This window comes from Lysinibacillus sphaericus (genome assembly GCF_000600105.1).
GTDB classification, from domain to species: Bacteria; Bacillota; Bacilli; order Bacillales_A; family Planococcaceae; genus Lysinibacillus; species Lysinibacillus sphaericus.
This window is the reverse complement of record NZ_CP006837.1, coordinates 2301408-2323327: the sequence shown is the minus strand read 5'-3', so window position 1 is coordinate 2323327 and position 21920 is coordinate 2301408. Positions and strand designations below refer to the sequence as shown.

21 protein-coding genes, 1 pseudogene and 2 riboswitches are annotated in these 21920 nt (G+C 35.5%); of the genes and pseudogenes, 17 read left to right on the top strand and 5 right to left on the bottom strand.

What is annotated here, in order from left to right; all coding sequences use genetic code 11:
• Positions 1-181 precede the first annotated feature (181 nt).
• The 11 genes and pseudogenes from T479_RS10770 to T479_RS10720 all read left to right on the top strand — a co-directional run bounded on the left by T479_RS10770 (position 182) and on the right by T479_RS10720 (position 10609).
• Entirely contained in the window at positions 182-610 is a 429-nt protein-coding gene (locus tag T479_RS10770) for a HEAT repeat domain-containing protein (RefSeq protein WP_024361655.1), read from the top strand.
• A 604-nt stretch (positions 611-1214) separates the two neighbouring features.
• A riboswitch (TPP riboswitch) is annotated at positions 1215-1323 on the top strand.
• 226 nt (positions 1324-1549) lie between these two features.
• Positions 1550-1648: riboswitch (TPP riboswitch) on the top strand.
• A 132-nt stretch (positions 1649-1780) separates the two neighbouring features.
• Complete coding sequence (locus tag T479_RS10765; RefSeq protein WP_025219545.1) at positions 1781-2401, top strand: thiamine phosphate synthase; 621 nt, start codon at positions 1781-1783, stop codon at positions 2399-2401.
• Positions 2385-3152 (top strand): annotated as a pseudogene (locus tag T479_RS23195) (FAD-dependent oxidoreductase). Before T479_RS10765 ends, T479_RS23195 begins: the two are co-directional and overlap by 17 nt.
• Positions 3142-3336, top strand: coding sequence for a sulfur carrier protein ThiS (gene thiS / locus T479_RS10755; protein WP_025219543.1), 195 nt, complete (start codon positions 3142-3144; stop codon positions 3334-3336). The pseudogene T479_RS23195 and the gene thiS overlap by 11 nt, the downstream one beginning before the upstream one ends.
• Position 3337: 1 nt before the next feature.
• A complete protein-coding gene (locus T479_RS10750; RefSeq protein WP_025219542.1) occupies positions 3338-4108 on the top strand; it encodes a thiazole synthase in 771 nt (256 codons plus the stop codon).
• Positions 4101-5120 carry a MoeB/ThiF family adenylyltransferase gene (locus T479_RS10745; RefSeq protein ID WP_025219541.1) on the top strand — a complete coding sequence of 340 codons (1020 nt, stop codon included), beginning with the start codon at positions 4101-4103 and terminating at the stop codon, positions 5118-5120. Before T479_RS10750 ends, T479_RS10745 begins: the two co-directional genes overlap by 8 nt.
• Positions 5117-5407 carry an AMP-binding protein gene (locus tag T479_RS10740; protein WP_025219540.1) on the top strand — a complete coding sequence of 97 codons (291 nt, stop codon included), beginning with the start codon at positions 5117-5119 and terminating at the stop codon, positions 5405-5407. Before T479_RS10745 ends, T479_RS10740 begins: the two co-directional genes overlap by 4 nt.
• Positions 5408-5783: 376 nt before the next feature.
• Positions 5784-6461, top strand: coding sequence for a response regulator transcription factor (locus tag T479_RS10735; RefSeq protein ID WP_024361663.1), 678 nt, complete (start codon positions 5784-5786; stop codon positions 6459-6461).
• Positions 6462-7307 carry a sensor histidine kinase gene (locus T479_RS10730; RefSeq protein WP_024361664.1) on the top strand — a complete coding sequence of 282 codons (846 nt, stop codon included), beginning with the start codon at positions 6462-6464 and terminating at the stop codon, positions 7305-7307.
• A gap of 112 nt (positions 7308-7419) precedes the next feature.
• Positions 7420-8100 carry an ABC transporter ATP-binding protein gene (locus tag T479_RS10725; protein WP_024361665.1) on the top strand — a complete coding sequence of 227 codons (681 nt, stop codon included), beginning with the start codon at positions 7420-7422 and terminating at the stop codon, positions 8098-8100.
• Complete coding sequence (locus T479_RS10720) at positions 8093-10609, top strand: ABC transporter permease (RefSeq protein WP_025219539.1); 2517 nt, start codon at positions 8093-8095, stop codon at positions 10607-10609. The genes T479_RS10725 and T479_RS10720 overlap by 8 nt, the downstream gene beginning before the upstream one ends.
• 152 nt (positions 10610-10761) lie before the next feature.
• Here the strand turns inward: T479_RS10720 and T479_RS10715 are convergent, their stop codons facing one another.
• The 5 genes from T479_RS10715 to T479_RS10700 all read right to left on the bottom strand — a co-directional run bounded on the left by T479_RS10715 (position 10762) and on the right by T479_RS10700 (position 15861).
• Complete coding sequence (locus T479_RS10715) at positions 10762-11319, bottom strand: hypothetical protein (RefSeq protein WP_024361667.1); 558 nt, start codon at positions 11317-11319, stop codon at positions 10762-10764.
• A gap of 138 nt (positions 11320-11457) precedes the next feature.
• The gene (locus tag T479_RS10710) at positions 11458-12114 is read right to left on the bottom strand and encodes a response regulator transcription factor (protein ID WP_024361668.1); all 657 of its coding nucleotides are present in this window, start codon (positions 12112-12114) and stop codon (positions 11458-11460) included.
• Between the two features lie 16 nt (positions 12115-12130).
• On the bottom strand, positions 12131-14431 hold the full coding sequence (locus T479_RS10705) for a sensor histidine kinase (RefSeq protein ID WP_144340673.1): 2301 nt from the start codon (positions 14429-14431) through the stop codon (positions 12131-12133).
• A gap of 336 nt (positions 14432-14767) precedes the next feature.
• Entirely contained in the window at positions 14768-14929 is a 162-nt protein-coding gene (gene comX / locus T479_RS23190) for a competence pheromone ComX (RefSeq protein WP_081769888.1), read from the bottom strand.
• A 14-nt stretch (positions 14930-14943) separates the two neighbouring features.
• The gene (locus T479_RS10700; RefSeq protein WP_025219537.1) at positions 14944-15861 is read right to left on the bottom strand and encodes a polyprenyl synthetase family protein; all 918 of its coding nucleotides are present in this window, start codon (positions 15859-15861) and stop codon (positions 14944-14946) included.
• Between the two features lie 357 nt (positions 15862-16218).
• Here T479_RS10700 and T479_RS10695 point away from each other — a divergent pair, with 357 nt between their 5' ends.
• The 6 genes from T479_RS10695 (at position 16219) to T479_RS10670 (ending at position 21913) form a co-directional block, all read left to right on the top strand.
• A complete protein-coding gene (locus tag T479_RS10695; RefSeq protein ID WP_025219536.1) occupies positions 16219-17658 on the top strand; it encodes an FAD-dependent oxidoreductase in 1440 nt (479 codons plus the stop codon).
• Positions 17655-18488: a N5-glutamine methyltransferase family protein gene (locus tag T479_RS10690; protein WP_227665442.1), complete on the top strand. Its 834-nt coding sequence runs from the start codon at positions 17655-17657 to the stop codon at positions 18486-18488. Before T479_RS10695 ends, T479_RS10690 begins: the two co-directional genes overlap by 4 nt.
• Positions 18489-18675: 187 nt before the next feature.
• Positions 18676-18972 (top strand): chorismate mutase, encoded by a 297-nt coding sequence (locus tag T479_RS10685; RefSeq protein WP_024361673.1) that lies wholly within the window; start codon positions 18676-18678, stop codon positions 18970-18972.
• The gene (locus T479_RS10680; protein WP_025219535.1) at positions 18969-19580 is read left to right on the top strand and encodes an anthranilate synthase component II; all 612 of its coding nucleotides are present in this window, start codon (positions 18969-18971) and stop codon (positions 19578-19580) included. The genes T479_RS10685 and T479_RS10680 overlap by 4 nt, the downstream gene beginning before the upstream one ends.
• Positions 19561-21021, top strand: coding sequence for an aminodeoxychorismate synthase component I (gene pabB, locus T479_RS10675; protein ID WP_024361675.1), 1461 nt, complete (start codon positions 19561-19563; stop codon positions 21019-21021). Before T479_RS10680 ends, pabB begins: the two co-directional genes overlap by 20 nt.
• Complete coding sequence (locus T479_RS10670) at positions 21011-21913, top strand: prephenate dehydrogenase dimerization domain-containing protein (protein WP_025219534.1); 903 nt, start codon at positions 21011-21013, stop codon at positions 21911-21913. Before pabB ends, T479_RS10670 begins: the two co-directional genes overlap by 11 nt.
• The last annotated feature ends 7 nt before the right edge of the window (positions 21914-21920 follow it).

The following is a 21920-nucleotide window of genomic DNA, read 5'->3' as shown; positions in this document are numbered from 1 at the left end:
AAAGGCAAATCTATAAAGAATAGTACATAATTATGATACGGTTCACCTTAATAAGTTAGTTTCAATTATATATATATGTGCTTACCAGCGATTCATCGCTATTTTCACCAAGACAATGTATAATAAGAAAAGCAGAAGAAGAATTCATTTTTCCTCTAGTGAAAAAAAGAGGTGCACTCACTTGAAACAATTTGAAACAGCATTACCTGAGCAGTATGAAACATTAAAAAAACAGGCCAATTATACGTCTAGCTGGCGAGAGCGTTTAGCCGCAGTCGAAATATTATCGGCTTATCAACATGACAAAATCATAGATATATTAAAAAATCGTATGGAACATGATACTGTCAACAAGGTCCAATTAGCAGCCTATGAAGCACTTGTTGCGCTTGGCGAGGACGTAGAGAAACCATCACCTGCACGTTTTGATATTATCAAAGGAACAGACAAAATTTTCCTACGGGTTAAAAAGAGCTTGCCAAAGGACCATACAGTGGCAGATTTTGCGGATAAACTAAAACGTATGCGTTTAGATGTCTTTGATGCGTATGAAGGCGACAAAGGTGCAGAATTTATGAACTGGTTAGAGGAACGTTGGGCAAAATTGTAACAATAGTTTTACGACTTATGAAAGCAAGTCATTCTCTCCGATTGTGGAGGGAATGGCTTTTTCTTATCTTACGCTGCGGTTCATCGAAACTAATATTAAATTGAATTACTTCTTCTATTGATTATCCTTCTTATTTAATGATAAAACAAACAACTTATTAAACTAACCTGCTCCTTTATTTTAAGTGAAAATCTGCACAATTTCTTAGCTCCATAACGATTTTCTTTAAATGTGTTACTCAAGAAAATGGCCCGATTGCAGAACAAGAACAATCCTATCTATCAACCTCTGTTCCAAAACTTGTAATAATCGTTTACATAACAACTGAAAAAAGCATTAACAAGAGTAGGAACAATCCTTATAGTTAATGCATTTATGAATCATTTATAGCTAAACAATGACATGATTTGCATAGCGCACTGTTGCAACATAATCCATAATTAAACTAACATCTTTTCTTAAAAATAGATTTCTATGAATTTAAAGCTGAGCTCTGTGTTTTAATGAGTTCAGCTTTTGCAGTATAAAGATTTGATTTTATTCTAATAATACATTATTGAACAATTAAATCGGTAGTGCTATACTTTAATTTGTAATTTCATACAATAATTGCTAGGAGAGCTGGTGTTGCCAGCTGAGAGTAGAGCCGTAAGCTCATGATCCTTTTACCTGATCTAGATTATGCTGGCGTAGGGAAGCAGATAGGATATTGTCTATTATACAAGTCCTTGTTTCCTTATTGTGGAAGCAAGGGCTTTTTTATCTTTCATTAACGGGCTGTATAACCCTCATCTAAAGATTGAGAGAAGCGAACAAGAAAGATGGGGGATAACTGCCTGTAAAAGCCGATTGGTTCGACTAACCATCAAGTGGGGATGAAGAAGTCCCGCTTGATGGAAGTTTCACTTTATTTGCTATAACATTTTAATTGAATATTGAAAAGACCACTAGGGGTGCACGGATGTGCTGAGAGAGGAAACTCAACTCTTTGAACCTGATCTAGATCATACTAGCGAAGGGAAGTGGCTTACTTTTTGTACTTCAATGTACAAGATTTATAGCCACTTCTCTATGCTTGAGGGGTGGCTTTTTGTATGGAATTATAATGAAAGGAAGTGAACAACAACTTAATTTCTATTTTAGATATGAAAGAATAGGATGATTTAAGAAATGAATAAAAAAATAGCGCTCCATATCATTACAGATGGCCAGCATTCACTACATGAAGTGGTCCATTTTGTAACTAAGTTTGAACCCTATATAAGCTATTTGCATATTCGTGAGCCAAGTTGCACTGCTTCTGAACTCTTTGATTGTATAAGAAAATTAAAATATGCAGGCTTTCCATTACAAAAGATTGTGATTAATGATCGAATCGATGTTGCACTTGCTGCGGATGTTTCTCATGTGCAAATAGGTTATCGTAGTATTCCTGTAGCTATCGCAAGTGAGAAGTTCTCAAATCTTAAAATTGGTGCATCTATTCACTCTCTAGAAGAAGCTACAAATACAAAGGCCGATTGGTTACTCTATGGACATATTTTTGATACAGAAAGTAAGAAAGGAATCGCTTGTCGTGGAACAAAATTATTACAACAGCTTGTAAGCACTGTATCTATTCCTGTGATTGCTATCGGTGGAATCACTCCGCAAAATACAAAAGAAGTATGTGCGTCAGGAGTTTCAGGAATTGCAGTGATGTCAGGAATTTGGCAGGCAAATGACCCTATTGAAAAGGTAAAAGAATATGCTCGTCAACTTAAGGAGTGGGAAGATGAAAAGTTTCGATAGTATGATCATCATCGGTAGTACAATCGCACATTGACTTGCTGAACGCGTTTTACACGTAGCAATTCTTGAGAAAAAGGTAATTGCAGAGGGTGCTTCACATGTAGCTGCTGGATTACTAGGGGTTCAGCACAATGGGATGACGATCTTTTGTATGAAATGGTAAGAAAAAGTCGAACATTATTTCCAAAAGTAGCCGAAAAAATCCGTGCAAAAACAGGTATTGATATAGGGTACAAAGTGAAAGGAATATACAGGATTGCAAATTCAGAAGAAGAATTTGAACGTATTCAACAAATTCGCTTTTGGCAAGTATCAGCTGGAGAAGAAACATTGTTGCTTTTTTCAGAAGAATTAAGAAATTTTGAACCAAATGGAAGTGATTTCCTTAAAAAGTAATTGCCCATTACTTAATGCTCCTATATTTTTAAAACGATTTTATATAGTACCAAAACGTTATAGTAAATACGTCACTGGTGCAACGATAGAGCCAAATTTATATCAAGAGATGTTAAAGCAATGAGTATTGTAGACAATATTACAAAATGCATTTTCTATTGTTTCAGCCCTACAAGATGCGAGTTGGGACCGAACATGGGCAGGATTACGAAATGGAGGCAGACGTTATATGGAAGTACATTGGACAATTCAAGGGCAATTTGTATCAACAGGACATTATCGTTATAGCATATTGCTAAGCCCATTCGTAGGAGAATATATGTCAGATTTAATGGTGAAACACTATGTTTATTAATGGAAATAAGATGGAAGTTCCAGACCATGTGAAAACAATTGAGAGCTTATTGATTTACTTAGGGCTTCAGGAAAAAATAGTTGTTGTCGAACAAAACGGCGTAATTTTGAAAAAAGAAAATTATTCGACAGTGGTTAAGTCTACTGATTCTATTGAGATTGTTACATTTGTCGGAGGGGGTTAACATGTATCAAATTGGACCATATACATTTACTTCAAGATTATTACTAGGAACAGGGAAATTTTCAGATTTTGATATTCAAAAAGGAGCAATAGAAGCATCAGAAGCTGAAATTTTAACATTTGCTGTGCGTCGTATGAATATTTTTGAACCATCCCAGCCTAATTTGCTAGATAAAATAGATTTATCAAACTATCGATTATTACCAAATACTGCTGGTGCGAAAACAGCTGAGGAAGCAGTACGTATTGCTAAACTAGCAAAAGCATCTGGGTTATGCGATATGGTGAAAGTTGAAATAATCGGGTGTGATGATACATTATTGCCTGATCCATTAGAAACATATCGTGCATGTGAAATGCTTTTAGCAAAAGGGTTTATTGTACTACCGTATACTTCAGATGATGTCGTTCTTACTCGGAAATTACAAGAACTTGGGGTTCATGCCATTATGCCAGGTGCGTCGCCAATTGGTTCAGGACAAGGAATTTTAAATCCATATAATTTACAAGTTATCATTGAACAAGCGACAGTACCTGTTATTGTAGACGCAGGTATAGGTACTCCGTCTGATGCAGCACTTGCTCTTGAACTAGGTGCAGATGCAGTCTTGCTAAATTCAGCAGTTTCTGGTGCGAAGAATCCAGTGCAGATGGCAGAAGCTATGAAACTAGCAATTCATGCAGGTAGACTAGGTTTTGAAGCAGGAATTATAGAGAAAAAAGAGCGGGCTCAAGCTAGTAGTCCTTCACAGGGGATGAGTATTATTGATTAATCGCTATTCAAGACAAGAACTATTTTCATTTATAGGACAAGTTGGCCAAAAAAAAATTCAACAAAAACACGTACTTATTGTTGGAGCAGGAGCATTAGGTAGTAGCAATGCCGAAATACTTGTACGTGCTGGAATAGGTAAGTTATCCATAGTGGACCGAGATTATGTAGATTGGTCAAATTTACAACGCCAACAACTATACAGTGAAGAAGATGTGTTTCAACATTTGCCAAAAGCTGTTGCTGCAAAACAAAGATTAGAGAAAATTAATCGTGATGTGCTGATTGAAGCGTTTGTTCTAGACATTTCGTCATCTGAACTTTTTGCGTTTCAAGATGTAGATCTAATCATCGATGCAACAGATAATTTTGAAACACGTTTCTTACTAAATGATTTTGCAGTCAAGTATGAAATTCCATGGATTTACGGAGCATGTGTAGGTAGCTATGGTATTACATATACCATTTTGCCGCATGAAACACCTTGCCTACACTGTTTGATGGAAATCATTCCTTTATTCGGAGGGACAACTTGTGATACTGTAGGAATTATTGCGCCTACAGTTACGCAAGTTGTGTCACATCAAATGGTAGAAGCATTGAAAATCTTAGTGGAAGATTGGGAAGCAATCCGAAAAGAATTATTGGCATTTGATTTGTGGAAAAACGAGCAAACAAAGATCAATGTAAAAAGTTTAAAAAAGTCTACATGTTTGACTTGTGGATTAAACCCAACCTATCCATATTTAACGAAAGAATCAATAACCAAGGTTGCAGTACTATGCGGTCGTAATACGGTTCAAATTCGTCCTGCAAAACCAAAGTTAGTTAATATTATTGAGTTTGAAAAGAACCTGGCTCCACATGTTCAACATTTGAAGTCAAATCCATTTTTAATTCATTTTCAAGTTAATCAAAATCAGATTATTCTTTTTCGGGATGGACGTGTATTAATTCATGGAACGAATGATATTGTAGAAGCGAAGAAAATCTATCATCAATATTTTGGATGAGGATAGGTATAAAATGTTCCATATTTCCGAGGGCAAGTACGATTTCGTGTAATGGACCTCATTTTCAAGATTTACCTGACCAAGAAAACTATCGTTTAAAAGCAAAAGCAGATAATGCAATAATTGGTACGAACGTGAAATTTGTTGATGAGTTAGGCGATGAAGTATCACATGATAGCATATCTGTTGGGGAAGTCATCGTCAGAGATAATGTTGGGATGAAGGGCTATTTAAAAAACGAACAAGCAACAATATTGTCGATAAAAGATGAAAGACGGCGACCTTAGCCGTGTATTTAAGCTAGTTTAAATTATTTTTAATACCTCTTTTAAGTTAGTATAAAAATGAAAACTTAGAGGAGGGTTTTTTATGTACAATCAACACAATTTGTATTTCACCGTTTTCGACTTTTTCAACCTAATAATTTCGAACAGCTAGCGAGGGAGACAGGTCAATTGAACAAATGCTAATAAAGCATATCCATTTACTCTTTCAATCATATCAGCAGTATTGCTAAGGATAATAATCCAGCAAGCGAGAGAAGATACAAACATGGTAAACTTTTATATGTACTACCCGATAAAATATTTTTGAAGTGGTAGGGCGCAATTTAATGCTCGAGGAGCGAAATTCCATAACTTCGCTCTGAAGGAAGGTGAGTATTTGTATAAAATTATGATTGTTGAAGATGACAAGGCATTGTCAAATGGTATTGCTCTTGCTTTGCAAGGGAGTGAAATGGATGTTCTGCCATTTCACAGTATTCAATCGGCAAAAATGCAGTTATCTAATACTAACTTTGATTTGTTGATATTGGACATTAATCTGCCTGATGGGAACGGACTAGACTTGCTGTGCGAAGTGAAAAGAAACAGTACTATACCCGTAATCATGCTCACAGCAAACGATATGGAAACAGACATTGTAGCAGGACTTGAAATGGGAGCAGATGATTACATTACTAAACCATTTAGCCTTGCCGTGTTGCGTGCAAGAGTAAATACGCAGCTCAGAAAACAAGTGGTCACAAAAGGAAATCAATTTAAACAAGATCACTTTGTTTTTGACTTTGACCGCATGGAATATTTTAAAAACGGAAAGGTAGTTGAGCTGAGTAAAACCGAGCAAAAACTGCTAAAAATTTTAACAGCCAACAAAGGCGTTACTTTAGAACGCAGCGTATTGGTTGAACGTATTTGGAGCGATGGCGCACATTATGTGGACGAAAATGCTTTGTCTGTTACGCTAAAGAGATTACGGGACAAGCTTGAGGATAACCCTACAAAACCCGTATATATAAAAACAGTGTATGGTATAGGTTATTTATGGGCGGTGAAATAAATGGCGTTTTTTAAAGCAAATAAGGTCATTGATCGATTAAACAAAATGATTGATAATGCGATAGAGGGAAGACCAATTGAAAATGGATTTGATGAAAGCAAGCTGTCTGCGCTGGAAACTAAATTATCCCACTACCTTACAGCAAACAGTGCCACAAAAATACAGTTAGCTGACGAAAAATCACAAATCAATCAACTGATTTCCGATATATCTCATCAAACGAAAACGCCTCTTGCTAATATTCTGCTCTATACTCAACTTTTAGCGGAAAGTGAGCTGTCTGACTATGATCAAAACTGTGTGGCAGCTTTAACGCAGCAGGCAGAAAAATTAAACTTTCTTATTTCTTCTCTTGTAAAAGCATCTCGGCTTGAAACGGGAATTATTACAGTTACCCCTACAAACAACAACGTAGCGAACATGCTTGAAACGGTTATAGAGCAGGCTACACCGAAAGCTATAGGAAAAAACATTGCTTTAACGGTAGATAGTAGGGATGTAGAGGCAGTCTTTGATCCAAAATGGACAGTGGAGGCACTATACAACATTGTAGATAATGCCATTAAATATACACCAAGTGGCGGAAGTGTCCAGTTATCTGTCACTCCGTATCAGCTTTTTTGCAGGATTGATGTGGCCGATACAGGACTCGGTATTTCAGAGGATGAAACGGCAAAGATTTTTTCTCGTTTTTATCGTTCACAGGAGGTAACCGACAAAGAAGGCGTCGGCCTTGGTCTTTACCTTGCGAGAGAAATCATTACAGCCCAAGGCGGATATATAAAGGTCAAGTCTAGGTTGGGAGTTGGCTCTGTTTTCTCGGTGTTTCTTCCAATAAAAAATTGAATTCTTTCAGCACTGTTAGATTTGATTTTGCTTCAGAAAGATTCTCGAAAGATTCGAAGTTTATAATATGAATTGCAGAGATGGAAGACATATTTTTTTGGAGGAAATTTAAATGATTATACTTGAAACAAAGGATTTAATGAAAATTTACGGGAAAGGGGATACTGCCGTTCATGCATTGGATGGCGTCAGTATGAAAGTGGAGAACGGTGAGTTTGTTTCGATTGTAGGTACTTCCGGTAGCGGCAAATCCACATTGCTTCATATGCTTGGCGGTCTTGATCGCCCGACTAGCGGAAGGGTGATTGTGGATGGTCAAGAACTTTTTAAGTTAAAGGATGAAGAACTTACGATTTTCCGCCGCCGAAAAATAGGCTTCGTTTTTCAAAATTATAATCTTGTCCCTACTTTAAATGTCTATGAAAACATTGTTCTTCCTATTGGCTTAGATGGCAATACGCCTGATAAAGCATATGTGGATGCCATTATTCACACGCTTGGTCTTGAGCGTAAACTTCAAAATATGCCCAATAATTTATCTGGAGGGCAGCAGCAGCGCGTTGCTATTGCTAGAGCTTTGGCATCAAAGCCTGCCATTATTTTAGCCGATGAGCCAACGGGTAACTTGGATACTAAAACCAGTCAAGATGTTCTGTCTTTATTTAAAGTAACAAGTAGACAATTCAAGCAAACGATTGTCATGATTACCCATGATGAGGAAATCGCACAGCTTGCAGACAGAATTGTCCGTATAGAAGACGGACAGATTGTAGATGGTGGTATCCATGCTTAAAGTAAATAGTAAAAGAACCATTCATTTGCTTGCAAAAAGTTCGTTCAAAGCAAGTAGAATGAGAAACTTATTTGCTATCGTTGCAATTATTTTGACTTCGGTCATGTTTTCGGGGCTATTTACAGTAGCTACAAGCCTTGTTGCATCGATAGAGGAAAGTACTATGCGACAGGTGGGCGGCAGTGCACATGGTAGCTTTAAATATCTGTCAAAAGCGCAATATGACGCGCTGAAAACGCATCCTGATATTAAAGATATTTCTTTCTCTGTTGTTTTGGGCGTGGGTGAAAATAAGGAGCTAGCCAAACACCCTACTGAAATTCGATACACTAGCGGTGAAAACAATGCAAAGGGTATGTTTTCTATGCCGACAACAGGAAAACTTCCACAAAATGATGATGAAATTGCCACAGACACACTCGTTTTAAAGCAACTTGGTATTTCTGCGAAGCTAGGTCAAAAGGTTACTTTGGACTATTCTTTAGCAGGGGAAAAAATAAGCAAAACCTTTACACTGGTAGGTTATTGGACAGGTGATAAGGTTATGCAGGCAAGTCAAGCATGGGTGAGCAAAAGCTATGTGGAGAAGCAACTTGCCAATTACAAACCAAGTAAGCAGGGCTATGATGTAGGTCTTATCAACGCTGATGTCAATTTCAAGAACAGTTTTCGTATTGAAAGCAAGCTGCAAAAAGTGATTGTAGACAGTGGGTTCAGTCTGGACGACATTGATTATGGCGTCAACTGGGCTTATACCGGAAACGGTGAATCTCTAGACATAAGTACCATCGTTGCGACTGTTGGTGCCATTTTAATGATTGCTTTTAGTGGTTATTTAATGATTGCTAATGTATTTACAATTAGTGTGGCAAATGATGTACGGTATTATGGACTGATTAAAACAATTGGTACAACTCCAAAGCAAATTCGTAAATTGATACGTAGACAGGCGATGTGGCTCTGTTTCATCGGTTTGCCAATTGGGTTGCTAGTTGGATATCTTGTGGGAATGATGCTAGTTCCGATTGTCTTGTCTATTATGAACACCGATGTCATTAAAATATCAGCTCATCCACTTATCTTTATTTTGTCTAGTATTTTTTCAGCAGTCACTGTTTTTGTCAGTGTTTCAAAGCCGTCAAAAATTGCGGCAAAAGTCAGTCCGATTGAAGCGCTTCGTGTTACAGATAACAGTGCAGGGAGTAAACGGAAGATAAAGAAAGGGACTAAAGTAAATTTGTGGACGATGGCCTATTCAAATCTTGCTCGCAATAAAAAGAAGGTCGTGCTTGTCTCCATCTCACTTTCTTTAGGGCTTGTGATTTTAAATGCTACCTATTCAATTGCAAATAGCTTTGATATGGATGAATATTTAAGCCGTTCTATCATGAACGATTTTGCAGTGGGAGACGTGTCTAACTTTAACGTCAATCTCAACTATAGCAACCAAGAAACGTTAAGCGAAGGCTTTTTCTCTGAGCTGTCCTTACAAGAAGGCATCGAAAGCATCAATAACATCTATTTTACAGAATATGAAGTACCAACAGGGCCGCGCTTTGTCGATATTCCTAAACAATTGGCGAAGGAATATGGCGCAGATAGTAAGAGAGTTGAAGCACTTAAACGCTATGCTCAAGAACCAAAACAACTGTTGCATCTGTATGGTCTTGATGAGGGTGCTTTGCAAAAGTTAATCTTACTGCATGGCAAAATAGAGGAGCAAAAGCTTTATTCGGGAAAATATGTGATAGCTGCACCATTTGATGCACAAGGCAATATTTTATACTATGCAATCGGTGACAAAATTCAGCTTCCAGATCCAACCGGACAAATGCGGGAATATGAAGTGCTTGCTGTTGCGGACATTCCAGAAAGCATAAGCGCAAGACACTCGCATCCGTTAACGCCAACATTTTATTTGCCAAGCCAAGTCTTTTTAGAGCAAATTGAACAAAAAGCCCCAATGCTAAGCACGATTGATGTGCAAGATAGCGCAATGGAAAAAATGGAGCGTTTTTTAGCAAACTATAGTACTAACACCGACCAAAACATGGAATTTGAATCCAAGGCGTCTTTAGCGGCAGAATTTGAAAACTTGCAAAAAACGTTGAAAATCGTTGGGATTACCATCAGCATTCTAGTGGCTTTCATTGGCATTATGAATTTCATCAATTCTGTCATTACCTCTATCAATGCACGTCGACGAGAGCTTGCGATGCTACAAAGTATCGGTATGCTAAATAGACAGGTAATTAAAATGCTTATACTGGAAAGTACCATGTATATTCTGCTAACTATAGCTGCAACGCTTACTATTGGAAGTGCAATTTGCTATCTGGGTCTAAATGCATTTACAGCAGGGGCAGCCTATATGAAGCTATATTTTACAGTTGTTCCATCACTGCTATGCCTTCCAATACTTCTTGTCATAGCGATAATAGTTCCTGTCATGTGCCAAAAGGTCATTTCAAAAAGCAGTATTGTAGAGCGATTACGTAAAATAGAGTAGGTACCTATTACCATCAAACCTTTGAGCTAGCCAATTATAGCTCCGAATTTACACGCAACAAAGGCAACTCTCTTGGGGTTGCCTTTTGTGTATCTACTAAAGGGGTAGCGAAGAGAAGTGATTGCGAGATTGTTGTTTTGCAGCATAGGCATTCACGATGACTTATACAATTTATACATGGCCGTTTCGTTATCAATAGATTGAGCAATTTTAAAAGCTTCCTCTTGCGTTTTATGATTATTTATAATTTCATATAAAAACCTTATAACGAACATAAAATTAGCATTCCCGTCTATGTAATCATCAGGACCTATATAAGAGTGACAACCACATGCAAGAAAAGCGTTTGCTAGCTGTTCCTTGCCTAATGTGCAACCAGAGCCTATCACTTTCACATCTTTTATATTCGTATATTGTTTAATCTCTTGCTGTCCAAAAAAATCACCTCTTGGCTCATTGCCTTCATAAACATCTTCACCAAGTTCAGGCATACATAATCTACCTTCATCTCCATGAAAATTTAAAATTAAATAATCTACTTTATTATCAAGTTCTTTACCGGATAGAACATCAATCAGATCATTGGGTCTACCTATCCAATGTATATTTACCCTTACGCCAAAATACTCTAGTGCTGATCGTATAGCATACGATTCCATATCACAATTCGGTCCTACGACTAAACTGACATACATTTCAGGTCTACTCAACTTACATCCTCCTTTTTACGTCAATTCACATGCTACAACTTTACAATTAAAGGGATATTGCAGGAAGTTGAACTGAACGAAACCGCCTGTATCCCTTTGACATGTCTTTTCAATTTCCGTTTGGTGAATCTATTCAATTTAGCTATCCGGAATAAATAGATTAGAGATTAAGCCATATTTTTGAGCTATTTGTAGTGCTTCAATTCTAGAATTTGCTTTTAATTTTGAAAAAATTTTAGTTAAGCTGTATTCGATTGTGCGTTGGCTGACATATAACTCTTCCGCAATCATTTTATTTGTGTAACCTTTGGAAATAAGCTCAAGGATATTTTGTTCCTTATTCGAAAGCGTGATAATACTATTCTCTTCAAAATTATTATTAGAAGAAATCGAATTTCTCCGGAGTTGGCGTAATAAAGATAGTGGAATGATTACTTCTTCATTCAATGCACAATAAATAGCATTTACGAGCTGTTCAGAGCTGGACATTTTGCTTACAAAACCAGCAATACCTGCATTAATTAATAAATCAAAATGGGTATTAATATCAAAACCTGTATAAATGACAATTTTCGCCTCAGGATTTACTTGTAAAATTCTTTTAGACAGTTCCAGTCCATTAATGTCAGGCATATACAAATCTACAAGAAAAATATCGAATGTTGGGTTAGAGGCAGCTTGGATAATTTCATCGATATTTTTTAATATCGTGACTTCCATACCTGCAGTTTCCAAAATAGCCTTTGTACCCGTTCGTACTGCAGGATGATCGTCCACAATTAAAACTCTAATCAAAAATCTCACCTCTATTTCAAATAATGATGCAAATGTGAAGTCCTTTGTTCAATGAAGAATTAATTTCTATCGTTCCATTTAAAATCCGAACACGTTCTTTAATGCTGAACATACCGATTTTATTCGTATCCATTTCAGATGACTCGAGTAATCCCACACCATCATCATCGTATAGCAGAATGATATGGCATTCATCGTAAAATATCGAAAGTTCTACTTCGTTTGCATTCGCATGCTTACGAGCATTATTGAGTAGCTCTTGAACAATTCGATAAATATTAATTTCAAATTCATATGAAAGCCCTTCAAGCCGCCCATCATAATCAAAATAAATAGAAAAATCACAATGTTGTCGTGTTGATTCAATCATATGTCCTAAAGCTTGTTCTAGTCCTTCTTCTTTTAAAAAGGGTGGACGAAGTTCAATGCATGTTTCTCGTACTAAATGAGCTATGTCGATGATATCTTCTTTTAGACAGTCTAGCTCTTTACTTATTGATGATTTTTCAGCATGTTTAATAAGTCCTTCTATATTTCTTATTAATTGTAATAAGCCTTGTAAAACACTGTCATGTAAATCCATGGATAAATTAATACGTTCTTTTTCGGTCACATGCATGAGCAGTTTTGAATAGGAAGTAGGCATGATTACTTCATCAATATTATTTTTATAAGAGTCGAGTTGGCATTTCAACTCTTCAATTAAGTAATTATTTTCTAAAACAATACTTGAAAAATAAGATATCGATTCTAGCCACGCCTTTTCTTGTGGGTTCAGTTTTGCATTATTTTTCTTTTGTTCAAAATAGATAATTTCTTTACTAATGCCGTTACTACCGATAACCGTTGCGAAGCCTTTATGTACTTTAAGCAAGGAACCATTTGAATACTGCGCCCAATTAATTTTTTGAATGGCATTATTTACGAGGCTTTGGTGAGCCGTTTTAACAGTCCAATTGTCTACTGCGGGTCTTTTTTCAATTTGGATATAGTTTAAGTTATCAACAGAAAGTACATCTTTAATTTGCTTTTGAAGTGCGTCAATCAATGTAAAAGGATTGGTTTCAAATTTCACTTTTTGGAAAAAGCCATATAAGCTAATGTCTAATCGATTATTTTTAGAAAATAAATGAGGATTTAATTTATAGTCTAAATAATCTTTAATATAGAGCAAGATGCAAGAAAGATAGAATATAAAGATGCCCAGTATAAGTATTTCAATCGATAATAGATGTACTTCAGTCATAAAACTTATTATAAGCGTGGTTAGTATAGAAAATGGTAAAGATAATAACGTAAAGTATTTAATTTTATTTAAAAAGAAGTCAATATCTATTAATTCATAGGTCAATTGCAAATAAACTAAAATAATAGGAATAATGAAAATAAAGATTCCTGTTATTTCAGCAGAAATAATATAACGATCGTGGAAAATAATTGGTAGTGCATAAAACAATATAAATGGTGAGAAGGCAATAAAGTAACCTGAGAACATTATTTTTAGTTTAATGCGTACATTCGGTTCATGGTTAATATAATAATACCTTATAAGTAAAAATAGTAAGAAAAATATTAAAGACGAAAAAAATTTTAATTGAATAGTCGTACTCGAAATTTCTAGGTCTTTATTAACAAACGAGACAAATGATATGGCCATAATAAGAAAATATAAAAGGTATAATACTTTAAGATAACAGGTTTTAATGAATGGAAGTTTAGAATAAGAAAAATGTAAATATAAAAAATGTATAAATAAAATAACGAATATTGGAAGCGTGATCGTATTGATGCTACGTCCAATTATATCTCCTCTTGCAGAAATCGGGGCGCTACTATAACAAAGCGCAATCGTTAATAAAAAATAAGTGAGAACCTGTGATGAACTTTTTTCAGAATGTCGGGTATTCAATATGATTGCTAGCGCAATCGCAATGATGACAGATAAAATTTTAACGAAAAGTTGCACTTCAAGCATTAAACTTTTATTTCCGTTTTCAACGATAAATGTAACAGTTTCATTAGCAGCATTAAGAATAGTTAGAGACTCAGCTAACTCTATTCGTTGGAAATAAATGATAGAGTGATGAAGTGAAGGATGAGCGTTATTGACTTTTAAGATTTGGTCACCTGGTTGGATATTTTGATTTATTCCCCATGAATTTTCATAAATAGTATCTACAAAGTATTGTTTATCTTTATTTAATACCTCTATCCCAATTAAAGGATATTTCATTGTAAGATAAAAAAAATAAATGATTAATAGTGTAGTAATAAAAATGGGGAATCCCATCCAAATAAATTTTTGCTTTTTCATCATTTCCTCCTTAGAAGTAAGTGACAATCCATAGGAGTGACATATTAAAATAGAGGGAATTGGCTATTATGAATATTGGACGTAGAAATTAAGTTTTAGCGTATTCCCTTTTGTTGCCATTACAAATAAATGAAGAGTCGTAACCCTTAATTTATTTATGATGTATAGTTCCTTTCAAATGCAATAGGTAGGGATGGTGTGTGTATAGTGGTGATGTATTCAGCTTGCTTTTTAGTTTGTTCGTGCATTTTTTCGAGAAAAAGGCTACAAGTATTATCGTAGTTTCCTCTTCTGCATATCGTGGTGATAAACCTTTTGCGTTATACTGTTACGTTGAAGTTATTTCCAGTAATAGGCTTGCAACTGCGGTTTTTTATTTAAAACAACGTCTATAAGAGCCTTATTCTCTTCTGGAGAGATACCTATAATACAAATTTTATTGTTTTTTAAGAGATGTAAAACTTCAGTGTCTTTCATTAGATAGTGAATGATGTTTTTCATATGAAGATCTCCTTTTAAATGTATTTAAGTAGTGCTTCTTTATATTTTTTAGTAATTGATAATGACATGATGCTGGATTCAGCCTTGTTTCGATACAGTTGTTGGGTGACTTTTGAATAAAGAAAAGCACCTGTTTCTTCTAACAGTGATTCAATCACTTTAGCAAGCTCCAATATTTCGTGTTTTTCTATACTACCGTTGTAATAGTTTTGGATTTTTTCTATCACAGGATGATTTTGTTCCACGGCTAACAAATATAAAATGGGTAAAGTCCATTTTTTATTCAGCAAATCATTTTTCCCATCCCAACATTTCATACCTTCCATATCATTTTGAATCTGACCAATTACCCCGATGTGACTACCGTAAAATTGAACTTCAGTTGCTTTATCCGGATTCGCAAGAACAGTTCCTATTAAACAAGCTAACTCCGTTAAGGACCCAGACTTTAAAACAACCATGTCAATATAGCGATCTTCACAAGATATATTGTTTAATAAATCGATATGTTGTCCTTCAATAGCACGCAAAGCTTTTGTGATCAAGAGTTCTAATGCTATATATTTATGTTTAAAATCGGATTCTTTAATGATTAACTGACATAAAAAGAGTAAGTAACTTGAAATATTTAACGATAAATTTTGGTGTTGAACCCAAGGCGATGAAAGATTATCTTGGTCTTCAATATCATCTAAAATATCAAAAGATAAAATAAGAAGTTCAATTGCCGCTGCTACTTTAAAAATGTGATTTTCTATTTTATTGTTATAAATCACATAATGGAGTACGACTAACTCCCCAAATAAATAACCTTCCTCTTTCTTAAAGTCGATAAATTCATATAACTGTGTTTTCATATCCTTATTCGTTACATAAGTCTCTAAAATATCTACCATAGTTGAATACAATCGATTATTAACATCTAAACTCATCTATAACACCACCATCTTGTAAATAATACCACATATTAACATTATATTAAAATATATCCTAAACATTGTAAAATAAGGAACTGCTAATATAGGTTAAATAAAGGTGGCAATAAGCTTTTTCGTGCTTATTATCGCTGCCAAACTGAATGCATTGGTCGGTTTTTTCAAATTATTTTCGGTATACCGAAATGTGATTTTCGGTGAATTGCAACAGAAAATATGTGAAGATTTAAATGTCAGAATTATTTTAATACCGGTTAATTAAGTGATTTCTAGACTTTAAGTAATGATAGTAAGTAGTTTTATTTAGATTTGCTAATGAATCAAAAAATTCAAAGTATATTGGAGGCTTATATAATGAGCAATGTTAATTTCGATACGATTATTGTAGGGAATGGAGCAATAGGATCTTCTATAGCATACGAACTTTCCTCTAGAGGTCAAAAGGTTGCACTTATAGGGAAGGAAGCACGTGAATCAGCAGCATCTACAGCTGCTGGCGCGATGAATGGCTGTTATGGAGAAGTGACTGAAAGTCTTATGAAAAGTGAATTCGGTCGAAAAAAATTATTAATGGACATTAAGGCTAAAAATATGTGGGAAGGTTGGCTATCCAAACTGACGAAAGATTCAGGTGATGAAAGAGAAGTAATCATTGCCCACGGTACGGAAGTAATCCTTAACACGGCAGGAACAAGAGATGTAGATTCTGTAAACTTTATGAAAATTGAACAAGCGCTAAAAGAAAACTCGGAACGCTATGAAATAATAGATCCAGATAACCACGTATGGCTAAAGGCAGATGAACAAGTAAGACCTCTTAAAGCATTACTAATACCAGAAGAAAATGCAGTTGATCCTAACATTTTATTAGCTAAACTTTCCAAAGCCATTCACAATCTTGGAGGAACCCTTTTCAATGAACATGCACTATCAGTAATTACAGAAGGCAATCAAGTTTGTGGGATTGAACTGAGCGAACAGAAAATTTTTGCAAAAAATATCATTATCGCTGCAGGGGTTCAGTCGTTAGATTTATTAGATTTCGATTTAGAATTGAAAAATAAAATACCGCCAATGTTTTCAGGGTACGGTGTATCAATACTTTTAGAATTAGATGACATAGAAAATTATAACAGGGTCATTCGAACGCCAAATCGAGCATTTGCCTGCGGTTTACATTGCGTTCCTCGAAATGGGAAAGAGCTTTACATCGGTGCAACCAATATACTATCGGATATTCCAAGGAAAAATGCCTATGTATCGGATGTACAATTTTTATTAGATTGTGCAGTAGAACAATTACACTTAGATCTTTTTAATGCCGACATTAAAAAAATTCAAGTTGGAAATAGACCGATACCAGCTGATGGATTCCCGTTAATCGGTCAAATTAAATATGATGGTCTTTGGTTGGCTACAGGAACATATAGAGATGGGTTACACCAATCTCCTTTAATCGCTGAACACTTAGCTAACGAAATAAGTGGGATTGTAAACGATATTGACCTTTCTGATTTTCATCCAATTCGAAAGCCTCTCTATAATACACCAAGACATGAATTGATTGCTAAAACAACATCCGAAATGTTCGCCACTGGTTACGAATATCGTTGGGACGTGCAACCTTATTGGCATCCTATTTTAGAAAAAGGAATGCTTCATAGTTTTGAAGAAATTTTAGACGAGCTACATAAGGAATTTGCTCCACCACCTGAAATCCTTTCTCTTTACCTGACACATCCTAAATCTTCTAAAGAACAGCTAAGAACATACTACAATGCGTGGAGTGAATGATGAAGACAAAAGATGATTATATTAACTTGTTAAAAAACGCAGGGGTTTGGGACCCTGTGGGAGACTACGAAAAAATATACAGTCAATATTATTTTACAGAAGCGGGACAAAATGACCCAATAGCAGTAAAGGAATTTGAGGCAGACATTCATGAAAGATGTAATAGAATTCCGTTGGAGCATATTGTAGGCTACGCAGAACTGAACGCTAATAGATATGTTGTTGGAACAGGCGTTTTTATACCGAGAATTCAAAGTTTGGGGATCGTTGAGTGGCTGAAAGAAAATAAAGCAATTGCTCCGAGTTCTTTCGTATATGACTTATGTTCTGGTTCGGGTGCAATCGGGATAGAAATTTGGAAAATGACAAATGCAAACATTGTCTGTATAGAAAAATCAGATTTAGCTACTAAGTATCTCAAGCGAAACATTTTGCGTCATAATGCCGAGAAGGTTGACGTTTATCAAGGAGACATCAAAGAATATTTTGATGATATGCCGCAAAAAGCAGTCGAAGCAGAGATTGTTATATCCAATCCCCCATATGTACCGAAAGAAATGGCGCAACCCCCTGAGTGGGGGGTGCATCATCCAGAAGAATCGGTCTATGCAGAGCAGGATGGCCTAGATATTATTTATGCGTCAGCTTTATTTGCCAATAGAGCATTAAAAAAAGACGGCGTTGTATTAATCGAACATGATGAAAATCAAGGAGAAAGCGTCAGTGCGATATTAGCAAGCAATAATTTTTATAACATCCAAACAATCGTAAGCGAGAAATATTCTGACGAGACAGGACTCTCCATCTTTACTATAGGTTATAAGCTATAAATAAATATCCAAGAAATATCTCAAATCATAAGGGTACAATCTTTTATCTTTATAAATCGTTCTCAATTTCAGATATTTGTCTACTATTTGCTATCACGCTATATCAAAGGCATTTTAAACAGATGCTCATCTTTAGCTAGAAATTTGTAGTAACGAAATGATTTCACTAGAGAAGGAGGATTAAATAATGAAAGAAGAGTTACTTGAAGAGTGGAGAGCAGAAATCGATACGATCAACACTAAAATTGTTGCACTGTTATCGGAAAGAATGGAAGTATGCACAGAAATAGCAAAATATAAATACAAATACAATGTGAATATGATGCAGCCAAAAAGGATTGAAGAAGTATTAAAGAAAACAAGCATCGTAGCAAAAGAAAACAATTTAAACCCAAAATATATTGAGGATGTATTTAAAATTATTATTAATGAAACGTGTGCGGTTGAAGATAAGTTAATCAAAGGAATGAAAGCAAACCAATGAAAACACTAATAATAGACAATTATGATTCTTTTACTAATAATATTGCGCAATATGTTTATAGAGTAACGAATGTTTCTCCTGTTGTCGTAACGAATGATTATCCTTTTCATAAAATTAATCTATCGGAATTTACTAATATCATTCTATCTCCTGGACCTGGAACGCCAGAAAAGGATGAAGATTTTGGTATATGTAAACGGATTATTAAAGAAGTGAATATGCCTATTTTAGGTATTTGTTTAGGGCATCAAGGGATTAATCATTGTTTTGGTGGCGAGGTTGGCAAAGCTCCAAAACCAGTTCATGGTTACAAAGAGCTTATTGTCAATAGTGGTGACAATCTATTTAAAGGCTTGCCAAATAGTTTTTTTGCAGTTAGATATCACTCTTTAATCTGTACTAAACTTGCGCCTTCCCTTGAAGCAACTGCTTATACTCAAGATGGTTTAATTATGGCGATTGCCCATAAAGAGTTACCTATTTATGGCGTCCAATTTCATCCTGAGTCCATTGATTCGGAGTTTGGCGTTGAATTAATTAAAAATTTTATTGATATTTCTGCGGAAAAATCCTACGGGAGGCCATTACATGTACGAGATTTCGCTTAAAGAAAAGCTAGAGGGTGTAGGGTGCCCAATGCTTGTGGCGCCAAAGAATATTGAAATAGAGTGGGCGTCTTCTCCTATCGATATCTATGAAAAATTATTTTATGGTTCAAAAGATAGTTTTTGGTTAGATGGAGAGTTATCAAGTGAGTTTGGCAGCCGATTTTCGATTATGGGAAATTGTGATATAGATGCTGCAATTTCTTTCATGTATTATGTTCAAGATTCAAGGTTGGATATAACTGGCCCTAAAGGACAAGAGTCGGTTTATGGAGATTTTTACGAAGTTATGGATTGCATATTTTCTTTAATAACCAATGAAATGCCTAAAGAGGTGTTACATCCATTTAATGGAGGAGTCATTGGCTATTTAGGATACGAGTTAAAAGCACTTCGAGGGATACCGAATAAACATAGTTCAGATTTGCCAGATGCTGTACTTTATTTACCTAAAAATATCGTAGTGTTTGATCATCGAGATCAGAAGCGTTATGTGTGCAACTTGTGGGGTGAAATTTTAACTGTATCAGAAGCTCTACTGCAGAAAAGTGAAGAGTCTATACAAAGAAAAACGGTCCAATTTTTAATACCTCCAACAGAAGATGAGATTGACTTAGAGATATCGAGTGATGACTACAAGGACAAGATAAAACAGTGTCAAACATATATTACTGAAGGTGAATCTTACGAAATATGTTTAACGAACCGTGCTTCCCTGCCTTATAGCTTTGATCCATTGCTGCTATATAAAGAAATGAGACTTTTGAGCCCGGTAAGGTATAGCGCTTTTTTCAATACCGAACGTTTTTCAATCGTAAGTTCTTCTCCAGAAATGTTTATAAGCATTGACGAAAACGGAAAAATGGCATCGAAACCTATTAAGGGAACTAGAGCAAGAGGGACTACTGAAGAACAAGATCGTTTGGAGAAAGAAAGTTTAATGACTTCCTCAAAGGATAGAGCAGAGAATTTAATGATTGTCGACTTAGTAAGGCATGATTTTAATGAAGTTTGCCATCCTGATACGGTGAGTGTACCAGAAGCTTTTGTTGTAGAAACCTATTCATCTGTACATCAGTTAGTTTCCACAGTCGTTGGCGAATTAAATTGGGATAATGGTATTTTTAAATCGATAGGTAAATGCTTCCCTGGGGGTTCAATGACTGGAGCACCAAAACTAAGAACGATGAGAATAATAGATGAATTGGAAGAGTCTCCTCGAGGGATCTATTCTGGATCTATTGGTTGGATTGGCTTTAATGGTTATACAGATTTGAGTATTGTTATTAGAACGGTCGTCATTAAAGATCAAATTGCAACTTTTGGCGTAGGAGGAGCTATTATAGAGGCTTCAGATGCAGAGGAAGAGTTCCGTGAAACATTAATTAAGGCAAGTGTTCCGTTTCAAAGTATAAGGAGGGTTCAAAAGCACAATGAAACATGAGACAATAATAGTATTGGGGGGAAATGGGTTAATTGGGCAATTTTTATCATCATTATTAATGAAGTCAGGGCATCATCTAGTCATTATAGACAAAGAGCCGTGTGAAGGAGATTCCTTAAGAGCTGCGTGTGGTAATCTTTACTCGAACCTAGAAATTATCGTATCTGATGTACTATCTGATGATATAAATGATCTTTATTCTTCGGGGGATGCAATTATTTTTGCATTACCCGAATCCTCCTGTTTAGATGTATTAGCATCAAAAGCTCATTTGATGAAGGAAGAAGTAAAAATCATTAATACATGTTCTATACAAAGCTCTTTTTTCAAGCATGGTAAAACCTTTTTACCGAATAACCCTATGGTAGGGATTAATTTTATGTTTTCACCTACTTTGCCTTATCAAGGAAGAGCGGTAGCGATTGTAAAAGAGGAAGAGTCAGAGGCATATACGATGATGAAAACTCTAATTGAATACAATGATATGGTAGTATTTGAGTTTGACCCGCATGGCCATGATGAGAAAGTTTCACTTGTGCAAGCACTTCCTCATATTTTAACGCTTTCATTGATTAGTGTATTAGGGGAGAAACATGATTTTTCAATAAACGAAATGATGCAGCTTTCTCCACCGCCTATGCAGATGATGTTATGCTTATCAGCCAGGCTAACACAAAATTCACCCGATGTGTATTGGGACATTCAAAAGTATAATCCTTATTCCGAGAAAATTAGAAATGATGTCATCCATTCTATAACGAATCTCAATCACATCATCGAAGAGGATTGCTTCAAAGACTTTTCTGTTTTGTTGAAAAACCATGAAGAGGTTTTAGGGGAATCTTTAAATGAGCTGAAAGAAAAGTGGAACCGATATTTTAATAGCAATTAATCTTATG